The 25,104-nt window shown below is 60.0% G+C and carries 29 protein-coding genes and 1 pseudogene; 11 read left to right on the top strand and 19 right to left on the bottom strand.

The features are described 5' to 3' along the window. The first annotated feature begins 24 nt into the window (after positions 1-24). Together IVB18_RS06515 and IVB18_RS06510 are read left to right on the top strand one after the other, a co-directional pair. Positions 25-942 carry a LysR family transcriptional regulator gene (locus IVB18_RS06515; RefSeq protein WP_247988392.1) on the top strand — a complete coding sequence of 306 codons (918 nt, stop codon included), beginning with the start codon at positions 25-27 and terminating at the stop codon, positions 940-942. A 38-nt stretch (positions 943-980) separates the two neighbouring features. Further along, positions 981-1,694, top strand: coding sequence for a gamma-glutamyl-gamma-aminobutyrate hydrolase family protein (locus IVB18_RS06510; protein ID WP_247988391.1), 714 nt, complete (start codon positions 981-983; stop codon positions 1,692-1,694). A 208-nt stretch (positions 1,695-1,902) separates the two neighbouring features. On the opposite strand, the gene IVB18_RS06505 is transcribed toward IVB18_RS06510, so the two are convergent. The 3 genes and pseudogenes from IVB18_RS06505 to IVB18_RS06495 form a co-directional block, all read right to left on the bottom strand. Beyond that, positions 1,903-2,370, bottom strand: coding sequence for a nuclear transport factor 2 family protein (locus IVB18_RS06505; protein ID WP_247988390.1), 468 nt, complete (start codon positions 2,368-2,370; stop codon positions 1,903-1,905). Between the two features lie 79 nt (positions 2,371-2,449). Beyond that, positions 2,450-2,929, bottom strand: coding sequence for a YbgC/FadM family acyl-CoA thioesterase (locus tag IVB18_RS06500; protein ID WP_247988389.1), 480 nt, complete (start codon positions 2,927-2,929; stop codon positions 2,450-2,452). A 455-nt stretch (positions 2,930-3,384) separates the two neighbouring features. Beyond that, positions 3,385-4,247, bottom strand: a pseudogene (locus IVB18_RS06495) (zinc ABC transporter substrate-binding protein). A 391-nt stretch (positions 4,248-4,638) separates the two neighbouring features. On the opposite strand from IVB18_RS06495, the gene IVB18_RS06490 reads away from it, so the two are divergent. The 5 genes from IVB18_RS06490 (at position 4,639) to IVB18_RS06470 (ending at position 8,444) form a co-directional block, all read left to right on the top strand. Then, positions 4,639-5,049 carry a DUF2946 family protein gene (locus IVB18_RS06490; RefSeq protein ID WP_247988388.1) on the top strand — a complete coding sequence of 137 codons (411 nt, stop codon included), beginning with the start codon at positions 4,639-4,641 and terminating at the stop codon, positions 5,047-5,049. Between the two features lie 258 nt (positions 5,050-5,307). Beyond that, complete coding sequence (locus tag IVB18_RS06485; RefSeq protein WP_247988387.1) at positions 5,308-5,949, top strand: DUF1007 family protein; 642 nt, start codon at positions 5,308-5,310, stop codon at positions 5,947-5,949. Then, positions 5,946-7,055, top strand: coding sequence for a nickel/cobalt transporter (locus tag IVB18_RS06480; RefSeq protein WP_247988386.1), 1,110 nt, complete (start codon positions 5,946-5,948; stop codon positions 7,053-7,055). Before IVB18_RS06485 ends, IVB18_RS06480 begins: the two co-directional genes overlap by 4 nt. Before the next feature lie 571 nt (positions 7,056-7,626). Continuing rightward, complete coding sequence (locus IVB18_RS06475) at positions 7,627-8,004, top strand: hypothetical protein (RefSeq protein ID WP_247988385.1); 378 nt, start codon at positions 7,627-7,629, stop codon at positions 8,002-8,004. Positions 8,005-8,108: 104 nt separating this feature from the next. Continuing rightward, positions 8,109-8,444 (top strand): hypothetical protein, encoded by a 336-nt coding sequence (locus IVB18_RS06470; protein ID WP_247988384.1) that lies wholly within the window; start codon positions 8,109-8,111, stop codon positions 8,442-8,444. A gap of 357 nt (positions 8,445-8,801) precedes the next feature. On the opposite strand, the gene IVB18_RS06465 is transcribed toward IVB18_RS06470, so the two are convergent. The 5 genes from IVB18_RS06465 to IVB18_RS06445 form a co-directional block, all read right to left on the bottom strand. Continuing rightward, complete coding sequence (locus IVB18_RS06465) at positions 8,802-9,749, bottom strand: murein L,D-transpeptidase catalytic domain family protein (RefSeq protein WP_247988383.1); 948 nt, start codon at positions 9,747-9,749, stop codon at positions 8,802-8,804. A 192-nt stretch (positions 9,750-9,941) separates the two neighbouring features. Continuing rightward, positions 9,942-10,223, bottom strand: a complete 282-nt coding sequence (locus tag IVB18_RS06460; RefSeq protein WP_247988382.1) for a nitrate reductase — start codon at positions 10,221-10,223, stop codon at positions 9,942-9,944. Between the two features lie 120 nt (positions 10,224-10,343). Next, on the bottom strand, positions 10,344-11,315 hold the full coding sequence (locus IVB18_RS06455) for a GTP-binding protein (RefSeq protein WP_247988381.1): 972 nt from the start codon (positions 11,313-11,315) through the stop codon (positions 10,344-10,346). Beyond that, positions 11,312-12,568: a GTP-binding protein gene (locus IVB18_RS06450; protein ID WP_247988380.1), complete on the bottom strand. Its 1,257-nt coding sequence runs from the start codon at positions 12,566-12,568 to the stop codon at positions 11,312-11,314. The genes IVB18_RS06455 and IVB18_RS06450 overlap by 4 nt, the downstream gene beginning before the upstream one ends. Positions 12,569-12,595: 27 nt before the next feature. After that, complete coding sequence (locus tag IVB18_RS06445) at positions 12,596-12,970, bottom strand: Fur family transcriptional regulator (protein ID WP_247988379.1); 375 nt, start codon at positions 12,968-12,970, stop codon at positions 12,596-12,598. Positions 12,971-13,059: 89 nt separating this feature from the next. On the opposite strand from IVB18_RS06445, the gene IVB18_RS06440 reads away from it, so the two are divergent. From IVB18_RS06440 to IVB18_RS06430, 3 genes are all read left to right on the top strand, one after another. Continuing rightward, positions 13,060-14,268, top strand: a complete 1,209-nt coding sequence (locus tag IVB18_RS06440) for a GTP-binding protein (RefSeq protein WP_247988378.1) — start codon at positions 13,060-13,062, stop codon at positions 14,266-14,268. Continuing rightward, positions 14,265-14,549, top strand: coding sequence for a hypothetical protein (locus IVB18_RS06435; RefSeq protein WP_247988377.1), 285 nt, complete (start codon positions 14,265-14,267; stop codon positions 14,547-14,549). The genes IVB18_RS06440 and IVB18_RS06435 overlap by 4 nt, the downstream gene beginning before the upstream one ends. An 84-nt stretch (positions 14,550-14,633) precedes the next feature. Beyond that, complete coding sequence (locus IVB18_RS06430) at positions 14,634-14,846, top strand: hypothetical protein (RefSeq protein ID WP_247988376.1); 213 nt, start codon at positions 14,634-14,636, stop codon at positions 14,844-14,846. Between the two features lie 208 nt (positions 14,847-15,054). Here IVB18_RS06430 and IVB18_RS06425 read toward each other — a convergent pair whose 3' ends face one another. From IVB18_RS06425 to IVB18_RS06390, 8 genes are all read right to left on the bottom strand, one after another. Further along, the gene (locus IVB18_RS06425; RefSeq protein ID WP_247988375.1) at positions 15,055-15,417 is read right to left on the bottom strand and encodes a hypothetical protein; all 363 of its coding nucleotides are present in this window, start codon (positions 15,415-15,417) and stop codon (positions 15,055-15,057) included. 33 nt (positions 15,418-15,450) lie between these two features. Beyond that, positions 15,451-15,672 (bottom strand): glutathione S-transferase N-terminal domain-containing protein, encoded by a 222-nt coding sequence (locus IVB18_RS06420; RefSeq protein ID WP_247988374.1) that lies wholly within the window; start codon positions 15,670-15,672, stop codon positions 15,451-15,453. A 101-nt stretch (positions 15,673-15,773) separates the two neighbouring features. Beyond that, positions 15,774-17,468, bottom strand: coding sequence for an MFS transporter (locus tag IVB18_RS06415; protein ID WP_256476710.1), 1,695 nt, complete (start codon positions 17,466-17,468; stop codon positions 15,774-15,776). Positions 17,469-17,501: 33 nt separating this feature from the next. Then, positions 17,502-18,248, bottom strand: coding sequence for an SDR family oxidoreductase (locus tag IVB18_RS06410; RefSeq protein WP_247988372.1), 747 nt, complete (start codon positions 18,246-18,248; stop codon positions 17,502-17,504). A 47-nt stretch (positions 18,249-18,295) separates the two neighbouring features. Further along, positions 18,296-19,159 (bottom strand): alpha/beta hydrolase, encoded by an 864-nt coding sequence (locus IVB18_RS06405; RefSeq protein ID WP_247988371.1) that lies wholly within the window; start codon positions 19,157-19,159, stop codon positions 18,296-18,298. A 14-nt stretch (positions 19,160-19,173) separates the two neighbouring features. Then, positions 19,174-19,611, bottom strand: a complete 438-nt coding sequence (locus IVB18_RS06400) for a heme-binding protein (protein ID WP_247988370.1) — start codon at positions 19,609-19,611, stop codon at positions 19,174-19,176. A 168-nt stretch (positions 19,612-19,779) separates the two neighbouring features. After that, complete coding sequence (locus tag IVB18_RS06395) at positions 19,780-20,526, bottom strand: glucose 1-dehydrogenase (protein ID WP_247988369.1); 747 nt, start codon at positions 20,524-20,526, stop codon at positions 19,780-19,782. Between the two features lie 91 nt (positions 20,527-20,617). After that, a complete protein-coding gene (locus tag IVB18_RS06390) occupies positions 20,618-21,364 on the bottom strand; it encodes a glucose 1-dehydrogenase (RefSeq protein WP_247988368.1) in 747 nt (248 codons plus the stop codon). A gap of 180 nt (positions 21,365-21,544) precedes the next feature. Here IVB18_RS06390 and IVB18_RS06385 point away from each other — a divergent pair, with 180 nt between their 5' ends. Next, on the top strand, positions 21,545-22,483 hold the full coding sequence (locus IVB18_RS06385) for a LysR family transcriptional regulator (RefSeq protein WP_247988367.1): 939 nt from the start codon (positions 21,545-21,547) through the stop codon (positions 22,481-22,483). 562 nt (positions 22,484-23,045) lie between these two features. Here IVB18_RS06385 and IVB18_RS06380 read toward each other — a convergent pair. From IVB18_RS06380 to IVB18_RS06370, 3 genes are all read right to left on the bottom strand, one after another. Beyond that, the gene (locus IVB18_RS06380) at positions 23,046-23,219 is read right to left on the bottom strand and encodes a hypothetical protein (RefSeq protein WP_247988366.1); all 174 of its coding nucleotides are present in this window, start codon (positions 23,217-23,219) and stop codon (positions 23,046-23,048) included. Between the two features lie 143 nt (positions 23,220-23,362). After that, positions 23,363-24,025: a DUF6338 family protein gene (locus tag IVB18_RS06375; RefSeq protein ID WP_247988365.1), complete on the bottom strand. Its 663-nt coding sequence runs from the start codon at positions 24,023-24,025 to the stop codon at positions 23,363-23,365. 327 nt (positions 24,026-24,352) lie between these two features. Next, entirely contained in the window at positions 24,353-25,063 is a 711-nt protein-coding gene (locus IVB18_RS06370; RefSeq protein WP_247988364.1) for a YkgJ family cysteine cluster protein, read from the bottom strand. Between the last annotated feature and the right edge of the window lie 41 nt (positions 25,064-25,104).

The following is a 25,104-nucleotide window of genomic DNA, read 5'->3' as shown; positions in this document are numbered from 1 at the left end:
GCCCAGAGTATAATCGGCAGTGATATGAACCTGCGCCAGCTCGAGATCCTGCGTGCCGTCATTCGCCATCGCACCACGGTTGCGGCGGCGGACGAACTGGCGCTGTCGCAGCCCGCGGTCAGCAACGCGCTGAAGACGATGGAGGCGCAGGCGGGCTTTGCGCTGTTCGAGCGCGTCAACAACCGGCTGTTTCCGACCGTGGAAGCGATGGCGCTCTACAAGGAGAGCGAAGCGATCTTTGCACTGCACGCAAAACTCGAGAACCGCGTGCGCGATCTGCGCGAGAACCGCTCAGGCCATCTTGCGATCGTGGCAACGCCGCCGCTCGCCTACAGCATCATCCCCTCGGCGCTGTCGAGCTTCCTGCGCCGCCGCCCGGAGACGCGCGTGTTCTTCGACGTGCGGCGCTATGAGGGCATCATCGAAGGCGTGCTCAACCGTGTCGCCGAGCTCGGCTTCGCGCTGGGGCTGACGCACCATCCCGGCATCGCGCATGAAGTGGTGCACACCGGCGAGATGGTCTGCGTGCTGCCGCCGCAGCATCCGCTCGCCGACAGACCCGTGATCTCGGCCTCGGACCTTTCCGGCCTGCCCTTCATCGGCCTCGAGCGCGGCACGCGGCTCGGCGAAGCCGTGCGCGACAGTTTTGCCCGCGCCGGCGCACCGTTCCAGCCAACCGTCGAGGTGCGCTATTGCAACACGGCCTGCGTGCTCGCCGCCGCCGGCGTGGGCGCCGCGGTCGTCGATCCGTTCTCGCCGCGCCAGAACGGCGGCCACGGCCTTGTCGTCCGGCCCTTCACGCCGACGACGCACGCGGTCGCCTACATATTGTGGTCGGAAGCCGAGCCGCTGTCGCGCTTGGCAAAGGCATTTCTCACCGAGGTGCGCAAGGAAAGCGCGCTGCTGGAGAGCACGGTGCCGCATGGAGCAGGGCCTGACTGAACTTGCACCGACATGCGAAAACACTTACGTGACGAGACATGGCACGCATCACCATCATCGAGACCGGACGGGTCCCCAAAACTTATCGCGAGCGCCACGGCTCATTCCCGGACATGTTCGAACGCATGATCCGCACCGAGGATTCCTCGGCCGCTTTCGAGATCGTCAGCATTCCGAATGGCGATGCACTTCCCGATCCGCGCAAGCTGGAGGCCGTCCTGATCACCGGTGCAGCCGCCGGCGTCTATGACGGGCTCGACTGGATCGGGCCGCTCGAGGATTTCGTGCGCACGGCTTACGTGAACAAGACACCGATGGTCGGCATCTGCTTCGGCCATCAACTGATCGCGCAAGCGCTCGGCGGCACCGTGCGCCAATCGGAGAAGGGCTGGGGCGTCGGACGGCACGTCTACCGCGTGTTGCCGGACAACGGCGTCGTGGACGGCGAGCAGCTTGCCATCGCCTGCTCGCATCAGGACCAGGTGATCGAGGCGCCGAACGACGCGCTCACCATCCTTTCATCCGACTTCACGCCGCATGCCGGCTTGCTCTACGCCAACGGCACGACGCTGTCGGTGCAGCCGCATCCCGAATTCGACCTGGATTTTGCGCACGTGTGCTGCGAGCTGCGCGACGGGAAGGCGCCGGATGCTGTCGTTGCGACCGCAAGGGCGTCGCTGGCAGAGCCGCTCGACAGCGCGAAGCTCGGCGGCGCGATCACGCGGTTTCTGGGGCGGCGCGCGGCCCCTTAATTCACGATGCTCGCCGCGCGGACCTCTTCCCTTCTCTCCCCTTGTGGGCCCCTTGTGGGAGAAGGTGGCGCGAAGCGCCGGATGAGGGGTTGCATCCGCGGAATTCAGACGCACGAGAGTCGCACACGCGGAGAGAGACTCGCCGCTACGCGGCGAGCCACCCTCCCCACAAGGGGCGAGGGAAAAGCAGCGCCACCTGCGAGACGTTTTAGAACGGGCTCTCCCCCAGCCCCGCCACATCCTGTGGCCTCGGCCCCGGCGCCGGCCAGTGAAACCGGCGGTCCTTGTCCGCGATCGCGATGTCGTTGATCGACGCCTCTCGCCGCTTCATCAATCCGTGCTCGTCGAACTCCCACTGCTCGTTACCGTAGGAGCGGTACCACTGGCCGCCGGCGTCGTGCCATTCGTACTGGAAGCGCACCGCGATGCGGTTGCCGTCGAAGCCCCAGAGATCCTTGATCAGGCGGTAGTCGTGCTCCTTCTCCCATTTGCGGGTGAGGAACGCGACGATGGCTTCGCGCCCCTGGAAGACTTCCGAGCGGTTGCGCCAGCGGCTGTCCTCGGTATAGGCGAGCGCGACGCGCGCCGGGTCGCGCGAATTCCAGGCGTCCTCGGCCATGCGGGCCTTTTGCGCGGCAGTCTCTCGGGTAAAGGGCGGAAGCGGCGGGCGCGACATGATGGCCTCATCGGTTGACTGGGAGCGCAAATCTATCGCCGCGCACGACGAAGTCGATAGGCCACCACCTATCGACCGATCACGAAATCACATCGGCCTTCATAAGCGTGCGGATCGACTTCGGGATCGGTTGGGCGCGGCCGTCGCTGATGAAGGCGACGCGCACCTCGGCCTTGACCAGCACGTCATCGCCGCGCCGCACCTCCTGCGCCAGCATGATGGAGGCACCCTTCACCGCGACCGGCCAGGTCACGACGTCGAGCACGTCATCCATCCGCGCGGGCTTGAGGAAATCCAGATGCATCGAGCGCACCACGAAGGCGAAGCCGGCGTCTTCCGTCGCAGGCTGCTCGAACAGCGCCTGCTGCTCGGCGCCCATCAGCCGCAGATGATTGGTGCGCCCGCGCTCCATGAATCGCAGATAATTGGCGTGATAGACGATGCCGGAGAACACTGGTTTGACGATGTCGCAACAGACGCCTAGCGGGTTGCTTTCATTGGGTCGCTGGACGGCTAAGGCGTAATGATGAGCAGATTGATCTATGCCCTTCCATAGCAACGCGCAGCCTTTGGGATGCGCTGCATTTTTCCGCCTGAGATAAACGCCACGCCTACGCGCCGCGACTAGAGATCATGTGCACTCCTACAGCAACGCGATTCCTTGGCTGGCGGCGTAGGGTGACCGCTGCCCTCCGAAGGCAAAGGTCACACGTTCGAATCGTGTCGGGTGGGCCAGCTTTTCTCTGTTTTACAACGCGATAAGCGTGCCTCGACCGAAACTCCAGTTCTGTCTCATTCGAGCGAGTAAGCAATCTGAAGAAAATCGTCGTCGAGTGCATACAGCTCAGCAACTGACGATGTCGGTCAGCAGCTCGAACAACAATGCTTCCATAAATCGTAGGATTGGCGCTCACAGGCCGCCGCGATGGCTCGGGCGACAGCGCCCGCCATTTCGATGCCAGTCGCACTGCCGATGATCGCCGTCGTGGAGTTCAAGGCAGAGGGACAAGCCGGCTAGTTCGTAAGAGCACCCGCAATAATGCTGATATTGTGCCTGACCATCGCGATGTAGGTAGGAGCCTCGCCCTTCTCATTGGTCAGACTATCCGAATACAGCGTTCCGCCGATCGCCGCGCCGGTCTCGGACGCAATTTGGCGCACTATTCTGGGATCGCTGACGTTTTCCAGAAAGACCGCCGGAAGCCTCTCTTCCCTGATCTGCGCGATGATCGTTGCGATGTCCCGCGCGCTCGGCTCGGTTTCGGTCGAAACGCCCTCTGGTGCTATGAATGTGATGTCGTAGGCTGCGGCGAAATAGCCAAAGGCGTCATGCGTTGAAATCACTTTTCGGCGGTCAGGTGGAATCCGCGCTACTGTCTCGCGAACGTCGTGATCGAGTGCTTCGAGCTTGGTTAGATAAGCCGCAGCATTGGCTCTGTAGGTCGTGGCGTTGGCGGGATCGGCGGCTACCATGGCATCGCGGATATTGCCGACATAGATTTCGGCATTTGGCACGGATTGCCAGGCGTGCGGATCCGCCGCCCCTGCCCCATGATCACGGCTGAGTATTTCCCGGGCGGCAATGTTGCGCGGCACGATGCCGTGGGTCGCGACGACGGTGGTCGCATAGCTGCCGGATGATTCGACGAGCCGTGGTAGCCAGCCTTCGAGCCCAAGACCATCACAAGTCTGGCATTCCTGATCGCCTCCGCATCAGCCGGCGTCGGTGAGTAGACGTGGACGTCACCGTTAGGATCAACCAGCGCCGTAACGTTGACCTGGTTCCCGCCGACATTCCTGGCGAAGTCGGCGAGGATCGAGAAGGTCGCGACCACCTCTAGTTTCGCCGCTTTTTCCTGCGCTGAAGCGGACGGGATCGCTGAAGTCGTCGCAAGGCCAAGCAAGAACAGCAGCCGAAACCATCGAAAGCAGATCCTCCGCGGGAGTTCGGAGATGCCGTTGGGCGAAAGAGGGACCAAATCGAAATGAATCGGGCCTGCGCTTGCGAGATAGCGAAACACTTGTCGTCTTGCCCAAATCGTTGCGGTCGTCTTGGAAACCGTGCACGTTATGTTATAACGTTGCGAGCCCAACAAAAGTCAAGTTGATGTGTCGGGCTGCTTCGGTCGAGCGCTGGCGGACAATCGGGATTCGCGACGCTGGAGCAAAGCACGGCTAAAACGAATGCCTTTCCATTGTTTTGGACAGGCATATAGCGAGGTTCGCGCCGTCGGCGTGGCTCAAGGGGTCTAACGAGGGGTGCGCAGCTTGCTGCCGACCTACTTAACGTTGTGGCGTATCTTCGCGCGGCGATGCGGTGCCTGTCTTGCGCTGCTTGCCTTGACGCTGCAACTCGGGATGTCATTTGGGCATATCCATACCCGAGGCTTCACCGGCCAGGGCATCTACCACTCGACAGCAGATGCTGCCCAAGCATGGCACGGTCCCATGAAGCGGCAATCTGCGGCAGGCCTTCCGGCGAAGCTGGCGAGCGATGACGAGGACTGTCCGATCTGCTTCTCGGGCTTTCAGCTCGCGACTTCCTTCATCCCCGATGTGGCGCAGGCATCGCCATCAGTTGACTTCAAGCATGCTGGACACCCCTTCGGACTTACCTTCGATGGCGTCCTGAAAACTCACCGCGCGCCATTTCAATCGCGCGCACCACCGCTCGGCTGACAGCCAATTTGGCGGGCGCTGCATGCACCTCTGGCCGCACTAAGCTTGGGGGGCGGCATTTCCTGCGGAACGAGAGCCGGTGGCCGCGCTGCGCCGCATTGATCCGCATGAGGTTCGGGGCGGAAGCAATGCAGTCGGCTCACGACTCGAGATGCTGCAGCGCCGGACCTTTACCCACAATCGACGCGGAATGCTGCAACAGCTGGGTCGCCGCTCCTCGCGCGCGGCGTGCACATCGAACCTCCAGTCGGTGGACCAATGATAAAACACGCATGTTACTGCACCTGCGCAGTGCTCCTGCTCCTTCTATCCTTCGATCGCGCGGAGGCGCATCCCCATGTCTGGGTCACCTTCCACAGCGAGATTCTTTACGCAGCCGACGGCAGCATGACAGGCGTCCGCCACGCCTGGACTTTCGATGACATGTTTTCCGCCTACGCGCTTCAAGGCATCTCCCATGGGAAGAAGGGGCAATACACGCGGGAAGAACTGGCCTCGCTCGCCCAACTCAACGTGGAATCGCTGAAGGAGTATGGCTATTTCACCTTTGCGCGCGCAGACGGCAAGAAGCTGAAATTTTTGGACCCCGTCGACTACTGGCTCGAATACAAGAACGCCACCCTCACTCTGCATTTCACCCTGCCATTGAAGGCGGCGGCCTCAGCAAAGGCCATGCAGATCGAGGTCTACGATCCCACCATCTTCGTGGATTTTGAATTTGCCAAGGACAAGCCGGTCTCCTTGAGCGGCGCCCCGCAATGCCTGCTGACCTATGATTTGCCGCATCAGCCGACGCCGGCAGAACAGTTGCGGCTCGGTCAGCTCGATAGTGACCCGCTCGACATCTCGAGCACCTATGGAGAAATCTTTGCCAACAAAATCCTGGTGAAATGCCCATGACCAGATTGCGCGGCATTATCTTGATCACGCTGCTGGCGGTCCTCGTCTTCTCTGCGTTTGATATCGTATCGGCGCTGGCCGCCCCATTCGGAGCCCCTCTTCCTGCTGGTGCCATGTCGGCAGTGGGCTTCACGAGCTGGATCTTTGCACAGCAAGCGGCCTTCTATCGTTCGCTGTCGGGCTTCATCCGGGCGAGCAAGGAGGATGGTGCCGCGATGTGGGGCCTCTTCGGCATCTCGTTTCTCTACGGCGTCTTTCATGCCGTGGGCCCTGGGCATGGCAAGGCCGTAATCTCCTCCTACCTCGTTGCCAACGAAGAGACCTGGCGCCGCGGCGTTGTCATGTCATTCGCCTCCGCGGGCATCCAATCTATCGTTGCCATTGTCGTAGTGGCGATCGCCGCGGTTCTTCTCGGCGCGACGGCGAAGACGATCGGGCTGACCGTTCATCTCGTCGAGATCGTCAGCTATGCTCTGGTCATCCTGATCGGCCTGAGACTTTTCTACGTCAAAGGCCGCGGCTTTCTCCTCGCCTGCCGCGAACTGATGTGGACCCCGGCGCCCGTCCTCGCCGTCACGTCAGGGCACAGCGGCAAGACCCTTCGGCTTCCCACTCCGCGCCTTGCGATGGCCATGCGTGGCGGGCAATGCATGGTCGATGGATGCGCCGGTCATGAGCGCGGCTTTCACTGTCACGACGACCATCATGAGTCGGCCTGGGGCCACGCCCACGGGCCAGAGCCCGCTGAACTCGCCGGCGCGGGCGGCTGGCGCCGAGGCCTCTCGGCGGTGGTCGCGGTTGGATTGCGGCCTTGTTCAGGCGCGATCATCGTCCTCATCTTCGCGCTGGCCCAGGACCTGTTCTGGACCGGCGTCGGCGCCACCTTGATCATGGGCCTTGGCACGGCGGTGACGGTTGCAGCGATCGCCATGCTCGCAATGAGCGCGCGACGGATCGCAGGCCGCATCGCCAAGACCCGGGCCGGATTCGGCATGCTCACGATGAGAGCCATCGAGGTCGGCGCCGCGGCGCTCATCGTCGCGTTCGGCACACTGTTATTGGCAGGTTACATGGCGAGCGAACAACTCTGGATGTTCACGGGATAGAGCTGAGGGCGGTCGGTTGCCGGTCATCATGTCTGGCCCGCTATCGGCACAGGACATTGGTAGCGTCGCCCCCAAATCCGCCATGACGTGGGTGGTCATGAGCCCGAGCACCCTTGGAGATCGCTGGCGGTAAGGCGGACGACACAGGGCACAAGGCAATGAAGCAAATCGATCTGAGTCCATTCATTGAACACATCTACAACTAGGTTGGAATGCATGGGCGACATCGTTCGACTTATTCCAAAATCTGAGCTTGAGCGGATTCGTTTAATTCGAGAGGCTCGCGCGATATACGACAGCATATTCCCGCCAACTGATGTTGTTGGCGAGCAGCCGGATGGTCGCGTCAGCCAAGGGACACAGCCGGCCGAAAGGGCTTGCTTCCTCTAGAAGAAACGGTCGGATGACAGAAACGACCTCGTCCGGAAATTCCGCATGGAGGGACGTCTGCCCTTGGGAAATCACTCGACTTGAATGTTCGCCGGAGTTGCCGTGGCGCTGGCGGTCGTTGGCATTCCTGTTAGTCTCCGCGTTACGATGCTGAACCTTCCTCCCTGGAAGAGGTGCTGGCATGCGGACTGTTCACATGCGACATTCAGCAATCGCTGTCGGCTTCGCCTTGCTTTCATTTTGCAATCAACCAATCGCACTCGCTCGGGGCAGTCAGATTGTCCGCGACGATCCTTTGAATTCGGAGCGAATCGAACATCTGCCGCCAGAGGTTCGGAATGCGGTCATCCGCATGTGTGAAGATCATCCACCGCGTGCCGGTCACTATTTTGCAACCTACTTCGAAAATTCGCGCTTGATCCGGCTACACTTCGAGCTTCTGCAATGTGACGGGCGCACAACATTTTGCAGGAGCGATGGTTGCCTCCGGCAGGAATTTGGTCAGACCGGAGGCCACTATCGGCTCTTGAAAAGCTACTACGGCCACAGCACCAACTGACCCATGCCGAAGTGTCATTTCGGCCCATCGGCGAGCAATTCAAGCCAGGGCCGGGCCGTTCGATCACCGCAGTGCACGCCCTCTCAGGCAAACTGCACGGGCCCGTGATCATCACAATGATCACCATGAGGATGATGCAGCCGGCCGTCTACGAGATAGTCGACATGGTCGCCGTGCGGCACCGCTTCGTGTCCGCAGTTTGGACCGTGCGTGTGCGAGCAATGGATGTCGGGCGTGCACTTCACGGTATTTGTGGCATCGACCGCGATGGCGTGCTCATCCACGTGATCCTCGTGCATATGATGGAGATGGCCATCGTGCAGATAGTCGACGTGATCGTCGTGGCGAATCGCAGTATGTCCGCAGTTCGGGCCATGCTTGTGAGAGTGGTTGGCGTGGTGTTTCTCGGTACATGCCGCCATTGGTCATACTCCTTCTGACTGGTTGGCTTCCTCTCGATAGCCTATCCACTGGAAATAATTGCGAGGATCAGCACCCCAAGGGCACACAAGTCAAATTGAAATGCGTAATGTTATAGCGTTGCGGAACTCACGAACTGTTTGCACGCCCTGGGACGACGGTAGACTCGTCGCGGCGCGCCAGCTTTTCTTTTGTTTTACAGTGCGATAATGTTCGCACGGGCTGGAAACCTACTCAGCCCCATTTGATCAATAGAGCAAACAGGCAAAAATTTCGTCGCAGAGCGCGCTCGAGCGAAGCTGCGCCCGACGCGTCGGGCGCTTGCACTAAGTCATAGGCTGTGCTTGCGAGCGAATCGAAGGAACAAGAAAATGAGTTCACGGCCTGCAAACCGGGGGCGACCGTGGGGGCATTTCGGGATGGTCCTTCTTATGGTCTTGAGCAAGAATCGGCTCAAGGAACTCTTTTGGCCAGAATTTCGGAGAGCCGATTTGCTTCAAGCAGAATGCGTTCCAATACAGCCCAGCGCGTGACAGCGACTGGCGAGTTGAAATGGCTTGCTCGACGGCTTCGATATCGTGCGATTCAGGATAAATGTAAACCGTCGTCGGATCGTCCTTCAATGGGGGGATAATTTGCCGGGCGTCAGAGGGCGACCAACTGGTGCAGCCATCGCTGCGGCCACCGGAGTAGTCCACCAGATTTCCAAACGGAACGTAACCGTTCTCGTTCGCGTACGGACTACGCAGATCCTTTCGAAGACATACGCCCTTTAGCGAGACGGCCGCATGTCCCCCGATGGCGCGCTGCCTGGCGTTGGCGGTCTCGCCTTCGCCATCAAACTGAACGAACGAACGTATCAGAACCTCGTCCTGTTTCGTGGAGGTGCGGTAATAACCTTTGAAAGAAGTTTTCGTCTCACCTGTCACATAGGCACCTCCGGCCGTAAGATACGAATCCATCGCATTGCCAAAATTCTTGGCGCACTCTCTTCCGTTCACGAAATTCGCGATACTCTTCAAATTGCGACCACTGCCGTGACCAGCGGAAATCGCACGAAAAGACTGATCGGCTTCGCAAATAACGTAAAACCGGTTCCCCAATCTGCCGTCGCTTAAATTGTTGGGGCGCGTCGCGTCCATGGCAAAATAGCAGGGACCTTTAACGACGCCTTCTTTCACCTTTCGCAGATAAAGGGCGCGTGCCCTCTGCAGGACCACTTGCGCGATCTGCCCCTCGCCTTCGCCAATATGGCTCCGCAACCAAGCCGGAATGCCCGGCGATTGCTCGGCTGCAAAGGATCCAGACGCCAGCCACGCGGCCATTGTGACACCGAAACTGATCCTCTTGAGAATTCGCAATCCTGGCCGCAACGGATCACCTCCACAGTCGGCGCGCTGATCTCATTAATCGGCACGCTGCCACGGTCAAAGCCGCGACGGGCATTGTCAGCATTATGAGAAGATGTCGTTTGTGCATGCGATTGGCCTGATCACACCGAATATTTAGGGAAAACCTCAGGGAGGCAGCGCAGATAACGCCGCAGTCAGCTCGGCCATTTCAACTTCAGGAATTGCCTTGTGAATTCTCGCGATACGGGGACTCTGCCCCGCGCTCAATATCGCAATAATCGTTTCGGTATCGGGGCAACTAGGTTCCCGACAGTTGAGTTCGGTTACCGAGACAGTTACGTCTTCGGAAAGCTCGAGACAGCTTCGTGTTTCGGCTTTGATGCGATCCATCGCCTCGCGATATCCAGGTTTCGGCCTGCGGGCGAGCGGGTTGAAAAATCCGGTCATTGCAGCCCTTCAACATTGAGGCAAACAAGTTCCGGTTTGTGGTACCGAAACCGAACAAACGTTCTGCGGAGGGCGAGATCGCTCACCGCGGCACTCGCTTTGCGGGCATGGCCATCGCGCTCAAGCCCTGCACGCTTCAAATCCCTCACGCAGGACATCCTTCGGCAGATTGCGGCCGATGAATACCAACCGGCTTTGACGTTGTTCGGTGTCCTTCCAAGGCCGCTGGTGCCCACCCTCCATCAGCATATGCACCGCCTGAATGACAAACCGGTCGTCGTCGCCGCGCATGGCCAGAACACCCTTGGTGCGCAGAATATCGGGTCCCAGGCGCTGGATCACATCGGAAATCCAGTCCAGAAATTTCTCCGCAATGAGGGGGCGATCGCTCACCAATGACAGGCTACTGACATCGTCGTCATGATCGTGATCATGGAAATGATCGAGGAAATCAGGCTCCACTTCAAGAATGCGGTCAAGATTGAAGGCGCCCCGATCCAGCACCTCCGCCAGTTTCACCCCGCACCGTTCGGCGTGATGAAGCTTTGCGTACGGGTTAATCCTGCGGATCGCCGTTTCGACCGCGAGAATCTGAGCGGGCAGGACGAGATCGCATTTGTTGATGACAATGACATCGGCGAACGCGATTTGCTCCTTGATCTCGTGGGCGCGGTCGATTTCGCCGAGGAAGTGACTGGCATCGACTACCGTTACGATCGCGTCGAGCTTGGTCTTGCGGCGCACATCCTCATCCACAAAGAAGGTTTGAGCGACCGGCGCAGGGTCGGCAAGCCCGGTCGTCTCCACGATGATGCCGTCAAACTTGCCTTTACGCCGCATCAGCCCTGCAAGAATACGGATGAGGTCACCACGAACGGTGCAACAGATGCAGCCATTGTTCATCTCAAAGGTCTCTTCATCGGCATTGATGATGAGATCATTGTCGATGCCGACCTCGCCGAACTCGTTGACGATGACCGCATAACGCTTGCCATGCTGCTCGGTCAGAATGCGATTCAAGAGCGTGGTTTTGCCGGCTCCCAGATAGCCGGTCAACAGGGTGACGGGGGTTTGCGCGACGATGCTGTTCATTGTGGTGACTCCGTGGGTAGATGAGTGTGATATTTGAATGGAGAATCCGGAACAGGCCCGAGCTGCGCGGTCGCGGCGGAGCGCAGCGCGATGGACAGCGCAACGGTGACGCCGATGCCTATTCCGGCTAGTCCGGCGATCGTCAGGGCCAGGCGCGCCTTTGCACCGAAGGACGTCCCAGTGATAACCGTGAACAGCGACTTGACCACCGAGGCGTCGAGGTTGTGGGTGATGGCGACGATGCGGCTGCGGCGATCGGCCGAGGGCCATCCGGGCAGCCTGTGTTGAAATACCGCGTGCTGGACCGCGTGGATCACGAGCGGTCGCTCGGAATCCTCTTCCAGATGGACAATGCCCTTGAGGCGCAATAACCGCGGCCCGGTCACGGTGTCCAGCAAATCCAGAAAGGACATTAGTCTGTCGGCCGATACTGGCTTGTCGTGAAAAAGAGCCACGCTGCGAATGCCGGCGTTGGTGTGGCGTGTGCCGGCTCGCTTGTCGGCCGCGGATTGCGCGTTGAGACTCTCCTCTTGGGCGAGCGCACTCTCAACAGCGAGCCAGCCTTCAACATCCTCGCTCCGTTTGGCTACCGCGAAATCCCGCGGCTGAAACAACGCAGGGAGGTCAAACTCCGGCGCTCGCCGGTCAACTATCGCGGCGGGTGGATTGATCTCGTGGAGCTGATCGACCAGATGGGCTACACCGGACGGTCCGTTCACGCCATTTGTGAGGTCTGTCTTGGTCAGGACGATTCGATCCGCGAACGCGATCTGCTTCAGGCATTCAAAATGCCCGTCCATCGTCTGTTGTGCAGTCGTGACATCGACCACGCAAACAAACCCTGCAAGATGGAATCGTCGCGCCACCACATGGTCGCGCAGCCCTGCCGCCGCGGCTCCGCCTGGTATCAACTGATTGACGATGGGGGCCGGATCGGCGAGACCGGTGGTCTCAACGATCACACGGGCAAAACTGCGATTCAGTTCTCTCTGGCTCGCTTCATGCAAATCGAACAGCGAAGATCTGATATCGCTTCCGGCCGTGCAGCACATGCACCCGGTCGTCGTCACCATCATCTCGCGCTCGCCGACACGAACAAGATCGTGATCGATAGAGATGTCCCCGAATTCATTGATCACCACAGCGGTGTCGCCGAATTCCGGATGAGCAAGAAGGTCGTTGAGAAGCGTCGATTTACCGGCTCCAAGGAAGCCTGAGAGGATTGTGACCGGGATTGAGGGCGGAACTGTCATCTAGTGCGCCGCCTGCGAGCATGCCGCTCATTGCCCCCTCAGCTCAACGACCGTCTCATCGGGTCTGAACCCATGCGCGATCGCCTGCGCTCTCAATCGAGCGACCAACTCGGCTTCGTCGAGTTCATCGACGCTGCCGCAATCCCGGCAGATTACAAAGACAGTCGTGCCATGCTGGTGGGATTCAATCGCGCATGTCACGTAGGCGTTGATCGATTCCAGCCGGTGTACCAGGCCATCTTCCAGCAACCGGTTCAGCGCGCGGTACACGGTTGGCGGAGAAGAGATGCCGAATGGCCTGAGCACATCCAGAATTTCATAGGCCGTCATCGGCTTAGCCGCTTGCCGGAGCGCGCGGAGCACCCGTTCGTGGTTGGCTGCAAGTAACGGTGAGGCTTTCATCGCATTGACCTGTGAGAACGCTTGTCTTGTGTAATGTTATAACATAACATCAGCAATTCAAGAGAAAACATCCCTGCGGCGGAGCGTTCATGCCTGACACCCGACTTCCAGTGACCGTGCTTTCCGGCTTCCTTGGCGCTGGAAAGACCACCCTTCTCAACAGAATGCTCTCGAACGGCCAAGGTCAGCGCCTCGCCGTCATCGTCAATGACATGAGCGAGGTCAATATCGATGCCGAGCTCGTGCGTCAGGATGGCGGGCTGACACGCACCGACGAGACGCTGGTCGAGATGACCAATGGCTGCATCTGCTGCACCCTGCGCGAAGATCTTCTCGTCGAAGTTCGCAAGCTGGCGGAAAGCGGACGTTTCGACGCGCTGGTAATCGAGTCGACGGGGGTCGGCGAGCCGCTTCCCGTGGCAGCTACCTTCGAATTCCGCGACGAAAACGATGTGAGCCTCTCGGATATTGCACGGCTGGACACCATGGTCACCGTGGTCGACGCCGCCAATCTGCTGGCAAACTATTCAAGCCGTGACTTTCTGCGGGATCGTGGCGAAGTCGCCGGTCCCGAAGACGAACGCGCCTTGGTCGACCTGCTGGTTGAACAGATCGAGTTCGCCGATGTCATCGTGCTGAACAAGGTTTCCGACGCATCGGACGATCATCGTCGGACCGCACGCGCGATCATCCGCTCGCTCAATGCGGATGCCCGCATCATTGAGGCTGATTACAGCGATATCCCGGTTGGGGAGGTGCTGGGCACAGGTTTGTTCGACTTCGAGAAGGCACATCGCAACCCGCTCTGGTTCAAGGAACTCAACGGCTTCAAGGATCATGTGCCCGAGACGGAGGAATACGGCGTCCGCTCCTTCGTCTATCGCGCCCGGCGGCCGTTTCATCCCGCAAAGCTTCAGGCCTTCTGCAACGAATCCTGGCCGGGCGTGATCCGGGCGAAAGGCTTCTTTTGGCTGGCGACCCGTCCCAACTTCGTCGGCGAAGTCGCCCAGGCCGGCGCGATGATCAAAACCTCGAAACGGGGTCTCTGGTGGTCCGCCGTTCCAGAAGTTCGCTGGCCGGACGACGATGGTTGGAGAGCGAGCATGAAGCCGTATCTCGACCCGGTCTGGGGCGACCGCCGGCAGGAAATCGTCTTTATCGGCATCGACCCGATGGACGAGGCCCTTATCACTCGCCGGCTCAATGATTGCCTCGAGGGCAAAGCGGATCAATTTACGCCGGAGGCCTGGCGCGGGCTGCCCGATCCATTTCCGTCCTGGACAAAGGACGCCGCATGACGAACCGGCCGATCGACTGCTTGCGGGAAGAGATCCTGCGCGCGCCCGACGAGACGGACCCGCCAGGGGTGCCGCCCCGCTTTGACGAAGCACGCGATCACCTCCGCCTGGCAGTCGAACGCATCGAACGGGCCGGCATTCCTGCTGAAACGTTGCATGCCGTCCTGATGAGCGAAACATTGCCGCGCTTAATCGACGAACACGGCCCTCTCTGGGTAGCCGCTATGCTTGCGCAGTTTTCGTCCGCGCTTGTTCGTGACGCGGGATGCAAGCGTCAATAGAAATCAGCATCGAAGCCCAATGTGGGCGTCCTCTCGGTCTGCGTCTGTCCATTGAACGCATTTACAAACTAGGTTGATACGCCCATGGGCAATATCGTTCGACTTGTTCCAAAATCTGAGCTTGAGCGGATCCGTTTAGTTCGAGAGGCCCGCGCGATATACGACAGCATATTCCCGCCGACTGATGTTGTCGGCGAGCGACCGGAAGGTCGCGTCAGCCAAGGGACACAACCGGGCGAAAAGGGCCTGCTTCCTCGAGAAAAAAGAAGCGACCTCGTCCGGAAATTCCTCATGTAGGGAGAGTTTGCCCCGGAGGCAATCGCTCGATTCGAATATTGGACACAGTTGCCAGGGCCTCGATTTCGGCGCGCGCGCGAGCAGCCAGGCCGCATTTTGAGCCCGCCCCGGCAAGCGGCGATTTACAATTGCAGATCAATGGTCCGAAAATTGTAACCCGCCACGACCTGGTGTGATTGATCGGAAGCTCTGACGTCGCGGCTGAGATCTAAAATCCGCAGTCTGCATACTGTTTTCTGATGAGTCGAAAATGCGAGCCCACAGCGACGAAGTCAACGTCTAGGCATTGATTTCCTCGACGATATTCGCCCAAACCATCGCATCGAAGATATTCGAGATTTACTTCTGCAAGACGGCTATCGAGATCGGCGTAGAAGTCTTTCACCCGAAGCCGGCTGCGCTCGGCTAGCGCCGGAATTTGATCATAATCGTGGGGTCCAGCAATCGCGCGGCCTTTGAGCCGTTCCGCGGCGTTGCGAACTCCTTCCATGACGGCCGCAAAACCCTCGAGTTCGGCGCGCCGTTCCCACATGGCAACCAGCGCCTTTTCTTTCGGCGTCGATCCCAGCAAAGACTGCGCCGGATAGACCTCTTCGAGATAGCGCTAGATTGCCGGAACCTCACCGATCGCAGTGCCGTCTGCCAAAACGAGGGTGGGTACGACGCGTCGCGGATTGATCGCGCTGAAGGCATCGGAGCGTTGCTGGCCCGTGGCAAGATCAACCGGTGCGAGAGGGATAGCGATGCCTTTCTCAGCCAGGAATATCCGAACCCGCCGAGCGTTTGGCGACGCGGCGGAATGGTAGAGTTTCAGGTCATTCGACATCAGGGAGCCTCATCTTCTTTTGCTGCCGGTACGATGGTCGGTGGCAGAAGCCAGCCAGACTGCGAATCCTGTCGTCCGATCTCGTGACTCAGCTGTTTGCGTCATGCGGGAAAGCGGTCGCCGAACATGGGCAATCCGCTCTTCGATTCGGCTTTTGTCGCTTCGTCCTGAAGTACATCCCAATGCTCGGCCAGCACGCCGTTCTCGATCCTCACCACGTCGGCGGCCACCCATGCCGCGGGTTGTCCGTGACCCGAAAAGCGCCCGTGGACGATGACATAGTCGCCCTCCGCCAAAATCAGGCCGTGCTCGTAGCGCAGACTGTCGGGAAGGCTGCGGACAAGCCCGAACAGCCCTTCGCGACCGGGTTCGATGTGGGCGCTGTGCTGGATGTACCGGTCGGACCAGAAGCGGGATGCCGCATCGTAGTCACGCTTATTGAACAGCGTGTCGAATGCTTCGAGCACGAGTGCCTTGTTTTGCTCCGGTGTGGTCCTGATCATGTGTTGTCCTTCGCTTTTCGACGGAATAGCAATCTGGATCGATCCGGCGTGGGTCATCGCGACCAAAGCGACTGTGATCACGCTGAACAGGGAGATCACGCCCGCGCCGAGGTTGACGGCGAAACTGAGCCCGTGCGCGGTCGCCACCGCACCGAGAAGCAGCGAGACGGCACCCAGCGATACATAAGCCAGCAAATAGATTGCCGAGAGCACGCCGCCGCGGTGCTCGGCCGGCGCCGCGCTGTTGATCGTCTGCAGGCCGCCGAAAAACAGCAGACTATATCCGGCGCCGGAGATCGCCGTAGCGGCAAGGAAGACTGGCAAATGATGATGAGCGACTGCCGCTGCCAGCAGCACCATGCCTAGTGCGGATGCGGCGGCGCCACCGGTCATCGCGGCCCGAGGTTGCAGGCTCCTCGCGCCAATCCCGACCACGGCCGAGGCGATTGCGAATAGGGAAAGAGCCGCGCCGTTCGCGAGCGCGTTGGGCGATCCAACGAGATCGCGGGCCACCTGACTTCCGAGCGACAGGATCAGTACGCCGTGCGTGTAGGCAGTAGTTACCGCCGCCGCCGCGACAGCGAAAACGTTGCGCAAACGTTTCGGTATGAAGGGGGTTTTGGGACGCCAGCGGCCCTGGGCTTCGCTGCCGGTATGGCGCGGCAGAAACCATGCCGCGGCAAACAGCGCGGCCAGGACCGCGGACAGCACCCAAAAATTCAGCCGCGTGGGCAGCGGAGCATATTGAATGAGGGCACCGCCGAGCAGCAGGGCCGCGGCAAAACCGACGGCTTGGGCGGCAGTTGTGATCGTGGCCGCGCGCTTTGCCGCTCCCTGGCCGCTGAATTCCACCATCGCGGCGGTCGACGCGCCCGCGGTGAGGCCGACGCCGACGCCCATGAAGGCGCGCCCCGCAAACAGCCAGAGCACATCGGGCGCCAGCGCCAAGAGCAGAGTGCCAAAGAGCGAAGCGCCGACACCCCACAGGATTGCGGCGCGACGGCCGACATAATCGGACACATCGCCGAAGCCGACCAGAACGGCGGCTACGACAATAGGATAGATGGCGAAGACCCCGGTCGTAACCGTGTGGGTGAGATGCCACTCCTCGGCAAACAGCGGATAGGTCATCGCCGGCGCAGCGCTGGTCCACAAGGTGTGCGCGACCACGCCGGCCGCAACCCAGAAGCTTGCGCGTTGCCCGAGCTCGTACGGTGCGGAGTTCCGCTGGGTACAGCAGCCGGGCCGGTGAGGCCCGCAAGCGGCTGGAGACAGAAGGGGACCCTTGATCATCGCTTTACTCCCGGCGCTCCCGGTGTGCCAACTTCAGAGCTTCGAGCCGCCATCGACGCGGATGGTATCGCCCGTGATCCATCTGGCATCTTCGGATGCCAGGAAGGCGATAACCCCGCCGATGTCGTCGGGCTGCGCGAGGCGCTTCAGCGCCTGAATGCCCAGCGCGAAGTCGCGGCCCGCGCCCGTCCTGGTGAAGTTCAACATGTCCGTCTCGACGACACCGGGCGCGACGGCATTGACGCGGATACCACGTGCGCCAAGCATCGAGGCGAAATGCTTCACCAGGGTGTCGACGGCACCCCTGGTTGCCGCATACGCGGGTTCCGTTCCAACAACGGCGCGCGCCGCGAGCGATGAGAGGAAAACGATGCTACTTCCCTTGCACATGATCGGAAGCAGCTGCTGCACAAGAAAGAACGGTGCCCGGACGTTGACTGCGAACAGCCTGTCGAAATCCTCGACCGTCGTTTCCTCGATGGTCGCCGCTTTCAAGACCCCTGCATTGGCGACAAGGATGTCGAGGCGATCTCCGACAATACTCCGGACCTGCCTCGCAAGCTTGCCGGCGCCGTCCGCGGCGGCAAGGTCCGTCGCTATGGCATCCGCTCGGCCGCCGGCTTCGGCGATCTCTGCGACAACATCGTCGGCTTCCTTCGCGCCGCGGCCGTAATGCACAAGAACCTGGGCGCCGGCGGCGGCAAGCGCGATTGCGCTGGCGCGTCCTATGCCGCGCGAACCGCCGGTAACGAGAGCGGTTTTGCCGGTCAGAGTAGCCATGATCATCGTCCTGTTTGTTGCTGCCGATTAGGTGACCGCTTTGGAATTCACTCGCCCCGATGCTCGTGCTCCGACAGGAACATCGAGACATGACGGATGAAGAGTTCGGGATACTGGTACTGCGAGCCGTGATTGGCGTCGGGATAGAGGATGAGTTCGGCGTTCGGCAGGTGCTGCTGCAGGATGAACGAGTTCACGGAGTAGATGATCACGTCATTGCCGCCGTTCACGACCAGCGTCGGCTGCCGGATCGACTTCAGGTAGTCGTACGACCCTTTGAACCGAATTCCCCATTTGCCTAGCGCCTCGAGTTGTGCGGGTGCCACCTTTTCATTGACCTCGGGGTCTCGGTTTTCTTTGCGCAGGCGGAACCGCTTGAGGAAACCGCGGCCAGCCGCCTGGCTTGCTTGCGACCTGGTGAAATGGACGGCGAGCCAGAGGTGGTCAGGGTCCTCGTAGCTTGCGCCGAAAATTTGCTGCGCTTCGGGCGTCAGATTGGCCATACCCTCGCCGCCGCGTGGTCCGGTCCCGACAAGGATCAACTTGCGAACGAGGCCAGGCGCCTGGCCGGCGATCTCCTGAGCGACGAAGCCACCGATGGAGAAACCCAACACGTCGACCTTCGCAAGACCCAGCGCTCCGATGAAGGCAATGGCGTTGGCGGCCATACCCTCGATCGAAGTTGGCACTTGCCCTGAACTGCTGGAGACGCCGGCATTATTGAACAGAACGACTTCGCGGTCCTTGGCGAAACCGTCGGTCACGGCTGGATCCCAATGGTCCATCGTCCCGGTGAAGTGCTGGTTGAAGACGAGTGGCACGCCGCCGGCCTTGCCGAATCGGCGATAAGCTAAGCGGATGCCGTTCGCCTCGACGAACTGCGTCGGCGCGGTCTGGTGGGTGTGAACCATCTGGTCGGGCCTTTTCACTCAGTGGGTACCGTATCCGGTAGCAGCGCCAGGGCCGCTCTCGCGCAATCGATGTCGTTCTGCACCATGGGCGCTCCGCTCACCCCGATCGCCCCGACAACCTCGCCGTTCACCTTGATGGGAAACCCGCCACCCCACGCCGCTACACGCGCAAGCGTGGGGATGCCGGCCAAAAGCGACGGGTCGCCCTGGATAAAGTTGAAAAAGTCCTGAGTGGAGACGCCGAATAGAGCGGTGTACGCCTTCTTCTGCGCAATCTCGATGGTAGGCATCGAGGCCCCATCCATCCGGCTAAAGGCCTTGAGATTGCCGCCGTCATCGAGGATCGCCACGTTCTCGCTAACGCCAAGTTCTCTGGCTTTTGCCACTGCTGCATCCACCATTTTCTGTGCCAGCTCAGAAGAGATGCTGTGTTTCTTCACCACGTTAGCCATTGGGCTCACTCCTCACTTGATATGCACTGCATATGCACTGCGCGTTGATCGGGTGTAGGTCGCAATGAATCGACTCTCTTGCGTGTCCCTGGTGGTTGTCGGTGGTCATGATCGGGCTCCGAAGATCTGAAGATGCAAATCCCGGCAGCATCAGCTTGCCGCGAGCGATCACGAGGCGGTTTTGCCGCCGTTGATCCTGATGATCTGGCCGGTGACGAAGGACGCTTTGTCTGAAGCTAGGAACACAATAGCGTCGGCGATCTCTTGCGGCTTCGCACCGCGCTTAAGCGGTATGGCAGCATAGAACGCTGCTTTTTTGTCGGGCGTCCCGGTCAGACGATCGAGCATCGCGGTCTCGGTCGGACCAGGCGCGACTGCATTGACGCGCACGCCCGAAGGGGCGGCTTCGAGAGCGGCGGATTTCGTGAGACCTTCCACCGCGTGCTTGCTTGCGGTGTAGAGTGCGAGATTCGCCGCACCGCGCTCGCCCATGGTCGAAGAAATATTGATGATGCTGCCTGAGCCTTGCGGCTGCATGACCCGCAGTTCGTGCTTCAAACTCAGTAGCGTGCCGAGCACATTGGTGTCGAACATCCCTGCATAGCTCTCGGACGTCTGCTCGGCCAGCGGGCCAGGTTTTCCTTCGGTGCCGGCATTGTTGACCGCGACATCCAGGCGGCCGAAGCGCGCGACAGTCTGTTCGACAAGGTTGCGCACGTCGTCTTCGTGGCGCACGTCCGCCAGAATGAAAGCGGCTTCAGCGCCGAGGCTACGAAGCTCGGCTTCGAGTGCCTTGCCCTCGGCCTCGCGGCGGCCGGACGCAACGACCGTTGCACCTTCTTTGGCAAAGGCAAACGCTGTGGCACGACCGATGCCGGTCAGAGCGCCGGTAATGAGGATAACAGGAGCACCCATAACGGTTGTCCTCTGAATCGTGTTGTTGACCTGAAACGTATTCGAGACCGTGGCTTTCGGGCGCGGAGCAAGCTTCAGCGCCCGGACATGGTCAGTTGGCGCTGTGTCCGCCGTCGACGTTGAGGACGTGGCCGGTGATGAACCTGCCTTCGTCCGAACCGAGGAACACGATGCCGTCGGCGACCTCCTCGGAGAGGACGAGCCGACCGAGCGGAACCTGGGTCACCAGGGCGGCCTTGTTCTCCGCCGTGCCAGTAAAGCGGGTCAGCATGCCGGTGTCCGTGGGGCCAGGCCCGACGGCGTTCACGCGAATCCCCGATTTGGCGAGTTCGAGCGCCACCGACTTGGTAATGCCTTCGACGGCATGCTTGGCGCCGACGTAGATCGAGGCATAGGGCGCGCCCCTGTGCCCATAGGTCGAGGAGATATTGATGATGCTGCCGCTCCCCTGGGCCTGCATGGCGCGCACTTCGTGCTTCATGCTCAGGACCACGCCGAGAACGTTGGTCTCGAACGTCGCGGCAAAGCTTTCCGCGGTCTGGTCCGTGATCGGGCCGACCGCACCCTCGGTGGCGGCATTGTTCACCGCGACATCGAGACGGCCAAACCGCGCGACGGTCTTGTCGACCATAGCGCGGACGTCATCCTCCTTGCGGACGTCGGCGTTGATGAACTCGGCCTCGGAACCGAAAGCGCGCAGCTCCTTGACGAGCGCCTGGCCGGCCTCGTCACGCCGGCCGGCAACGACCACCTTCGCACCCTTCTTGGCGAAGGCGACGGCGGCGGCGCGACCGATGCCGGTCAAGGCGCCCGTGATCAACACGACTGGGTTACTCATTTGTGATCCTCGCAATTTGCCGCCCTACCGGCAGAGCATGGAACCGAGTACCGTGACCGCGGCTTTTAAAGACCGAGACCAGTCTCAGGTGCTTTCGTTGTTAGCTATGTAGGCTCCTCTGGCACCCCCGAAAAAGACTTTGTAAGCTGGTGGGCATGCCTTGGAGATATGGAGAGCGCTATGGAGCTACGGCACCTTCGCTATTTCATCGCGGTAGCCGAAGAGGGCAGCCTGACGCTCGCGGCCGAAAAACGGCTGCACACCGCGCAGCCTTCGCTGAGCCGGCAAATCCGCGATCTCGAATACGAGGTTGGCGTCCAGTTGATGAGCCGCAGCGTGCACGGCATCGAATTGACCGCCGCCGGTCGCGCCTTTCTCGACCATGCCCGGCTGGCGCTCACCCAGGCAGAGGCAGCCAAGGAAGCAGCGCGGCGGGCGGCTCAACCCGCCAAGCCGACCTTCGCTCTAGGGTTTCTCACGGGGAAAGAAATAGATTGGTTGCCTGAAGCGCTGCGCATCCTTCACGATGAACTGCCCAATATAGAGGTCACGGTCTCAAGCCAGAATTCCCCGGACCTCGCTGACGCCTTGATGCGGGGCAGGCTCGACGCCGCGTTCATGCGGCCGGAACAGCGGGCGGACGAGCTGGTTTACAGGCGTGTGATTACGGAGCCGTTCGTCGTCATATTCCCCAGCGACCACCGCCTTGCCGTGCGTGACTCCGTTGAGCTGCGAGAGATCGTGGGCGAAACATTCATCATACCATCGAAGACGGCCCCAACCTCGCGCGTTGTGATCGAGGACTACCTGAAGCGATCCGGCCTGGATATCGTTCCGGATCACGAGGTGGACAACATTACCCATGCGGTGTCTATGATCGCGTCTACCGGCGCCGTAGCACTGCTGCCCGCGTACCCAAGTAATCTTCTTCCTTGGTCCGTGACCAGCCGTCCGCTGGTGGGTGAAGCGCCAACGGTTGATCTGGTCCTCGGTTACAACAAGGCAAACACCTCGCCTATTCTCAAACTTCTGCTCTCCAGAATTGATGATTTGACCGCCCAAATATCCAGCAAGGCGCGCCGGATGACCGGACCGGGATCGGCCGCACCGAAGCGATGACGCGCGTGCAGACTGTGGCCGTGGACTGCCACGGCGGGCTTTTGATCCCAGACCACGATCGTCCACTTTGCGCGCCAACAGCGGCCGTTCCATAATCGCTCATTCAGCGAATGAGCCTGCCAAGTGACCAAGCTCCGCCAATGCAGCGTGCTTCGATCAATCGGTTGTCGAACGACATCGCGCTCCCGAACCGGAGCTGCATCGTATAATGTCGTAGAAAACCCTGGTTTGACGATGTCGCAACAGAAGCCTAACGGGTTGGTTTCATTGGGTCGCTGGACGGCTAAGGCGTGAATGAGGAGCAGATTTATCTATACGGTTCCATGGCAAGTCGCAGCGCGTTCGGGATGCGCTGCGCTTTTCCGTCTGAGATACCATTGGGAAGACGCTGAGCCAGCCAGAAGACGTACCGTCTCTGCTCAGGTCGTCGAGAGCGCGCAAAAAGCTGGGCGTGTGTACGAGCGACGAGGACAGTCGAAGGCGGGCCAAGCAGCTTACCAGCATCCGGCAGCTGCTTGGCTACTTAGCGTCTTCGGGTGGATTGTCACTCGCAGCGACAGCCCTACCCCTTCGCAGGCTTGGGCGGTGGCGGTGTTGGAGCTTGAGCCTTCACCATTGGTGCCGGCGCGGGCGGCCGCTGCTTAACCTGCGAGGTTTTGATTTCGTACGAGTCTTGGCGGCTCATGATTTTGCCGTCCATCGCGTAGCCGTCGTTTGTCCTGTGCTTATTGGTCATTGCGGCGTCCTCCCGACGGCGGCGTATTTGGAACTGGCGGCGTCCTCGGCGCCGGGATTGGCGCTGGCGCAGGTGGACGCGTCTGAATTTGAGACGTGCCCGGGTTGTGGCCGCCCTTCACGACGTAGCCTTCGGTAAGGGGTCTAACCGGGGGACGTGGCGGGTTCGTCATTTGCTTGTCCTGGCCTGTATGGGAACTCTATATCGATATTATCCATCTTCCGTGCAAGGTACACGCGCGGCGTTTCGAACAAAACCGCTCCCTCGAAATCGTAGACGATCACGTCGCGGAGCCGCAGTTCTCGCTGCTTTTCGGTTTCAGAGAACGCCTCAACCCACCCGGCATAGGTTATCTTTTTTTCGAAGTCCCGAACATGGACATACTCGACCTCGGCCCTCCCGGAATTGAAAGTGAAGTCCCAGACGTCCTCGTCGCCATATCGCTTCGTGGCGCCTATCCACTGAATCAATCGCGTCAGCAATTTGTAGTTCGTGATGTAGAGCCACAGAACTCCGCAGACGATCGAAACCATTGACGCGTAGAAGATGAGTTTGACGCCTTGCCCATCCAAGAACTCGACATCCTTTTCGAATTTAAAGACCTGAAAGTTCAAGCCCTTAAAGTAGAAGCTGGCGAGCCAGTAGATACAGAAGGTGGTCAGGTAAGCAGCCAGACCGAACACGAATGTTCGCCGTAGGATATCCCATTGCTCCTTAGCCCTACTCGTGCCGTACGAGGCGTCCAGCCTTTCCCAGATGATGCCCGGAATGAAAATGATCACGAGCTGAAAAAAGAAAATGTCCATTCTGGACAGCCTTGTTTATAGGAACGTCGCTTCTTACTACCGCAAATTGAGCCTCAAGACGCGAAGCTTCGCAACAGCGTTCGCATCTTTATGGCCCGTTGGAAGCCGCCGCTTGTTCGAACCCCTGGCTAGGGTCGAGTAGCCAAGCAGAACGATAATCCTGGTGCACAAAAATCCCACTCGATACCCACTTTCACGTTTGGCCACTGCCGATCCCGCAATCGGGGTGATCGAGCATAATATTCTGCCGCAAGCAATCGAATCTCCGCTTTGCGCCCAACAGCGGTCGTTCGAAACCAGTTACCTTCGGCTGATCGCAATAATCGTTTAGTTTCGCCACGCGGCATCCAGAGAATAAAGCCACTCCTCGATGGCACGGATATGCCGAGCCACGGCTTCATCGATACCGAGACCGGAACCGTCGCTGTTAGAGAAGCTGACGCCATTAGTCGCGTCGATATCCACGCACATTGACGCCAGCGTCCCCGCCGGTAGTTCGTCGATAGCCGCACGCCGGTCCGACCGTCGGTCCAGTTCTTCTGGATCGAGCTTTTCCAGCACGTCGAGCATTTTTTGATACAACTTGCCGTATCGTTCGCTCATCTCGAAGAAAGGCGCGAGTTGCTGGTGATCGAGATAGTCCTGCACGGTTCCCGAAATGCCGTAGACGCCTTCGGTCTTCGGATGCGGCGTCAGGTGGCCGAACGATTCCTCGCCATCCGGTGAAACCCATCGCGCCAGCGGATAGATACGGCAGACCAGCGGTCGATCCGAATGAACGCTGCAGCCGCGCTCTCCCAGAAATCCGCAATCACCGTTTACCTTGGATCGCAGAACTGTGCCGCCAGCCTCCGTGTGATCTTCTATGAACTGCGTCGTCGATATGCAGAGATACCTCGCAAGACGCAGTATCTCGTAGGGGCTGACGCGGATTGCCTTGTTGCGGCAGCAACGATTGCAGGCGTGACAGGCGTAGGAGAACGGACTGTCACGCTCCATGTCGAATTTCACGTGGGAGACCAGATCGCCGTAGGTCATGATATCGCCTCCTGAGGTGATGGCGGGAATGGCGGGCCCGC

Source organism: Bradyrhizobium sp. 186, from assembly GCF_023101685.1.
GTDB lineage: Bacteria > Pseudomonadota > Alphaproteobacteria > Rhizobiales > Xanthobacteraceae > Bradyrhizobium.
Note: the sequence above shows the minus strand (reverse complement) of the source record. Positions and strands in the feature narration are given on the sequence as shown.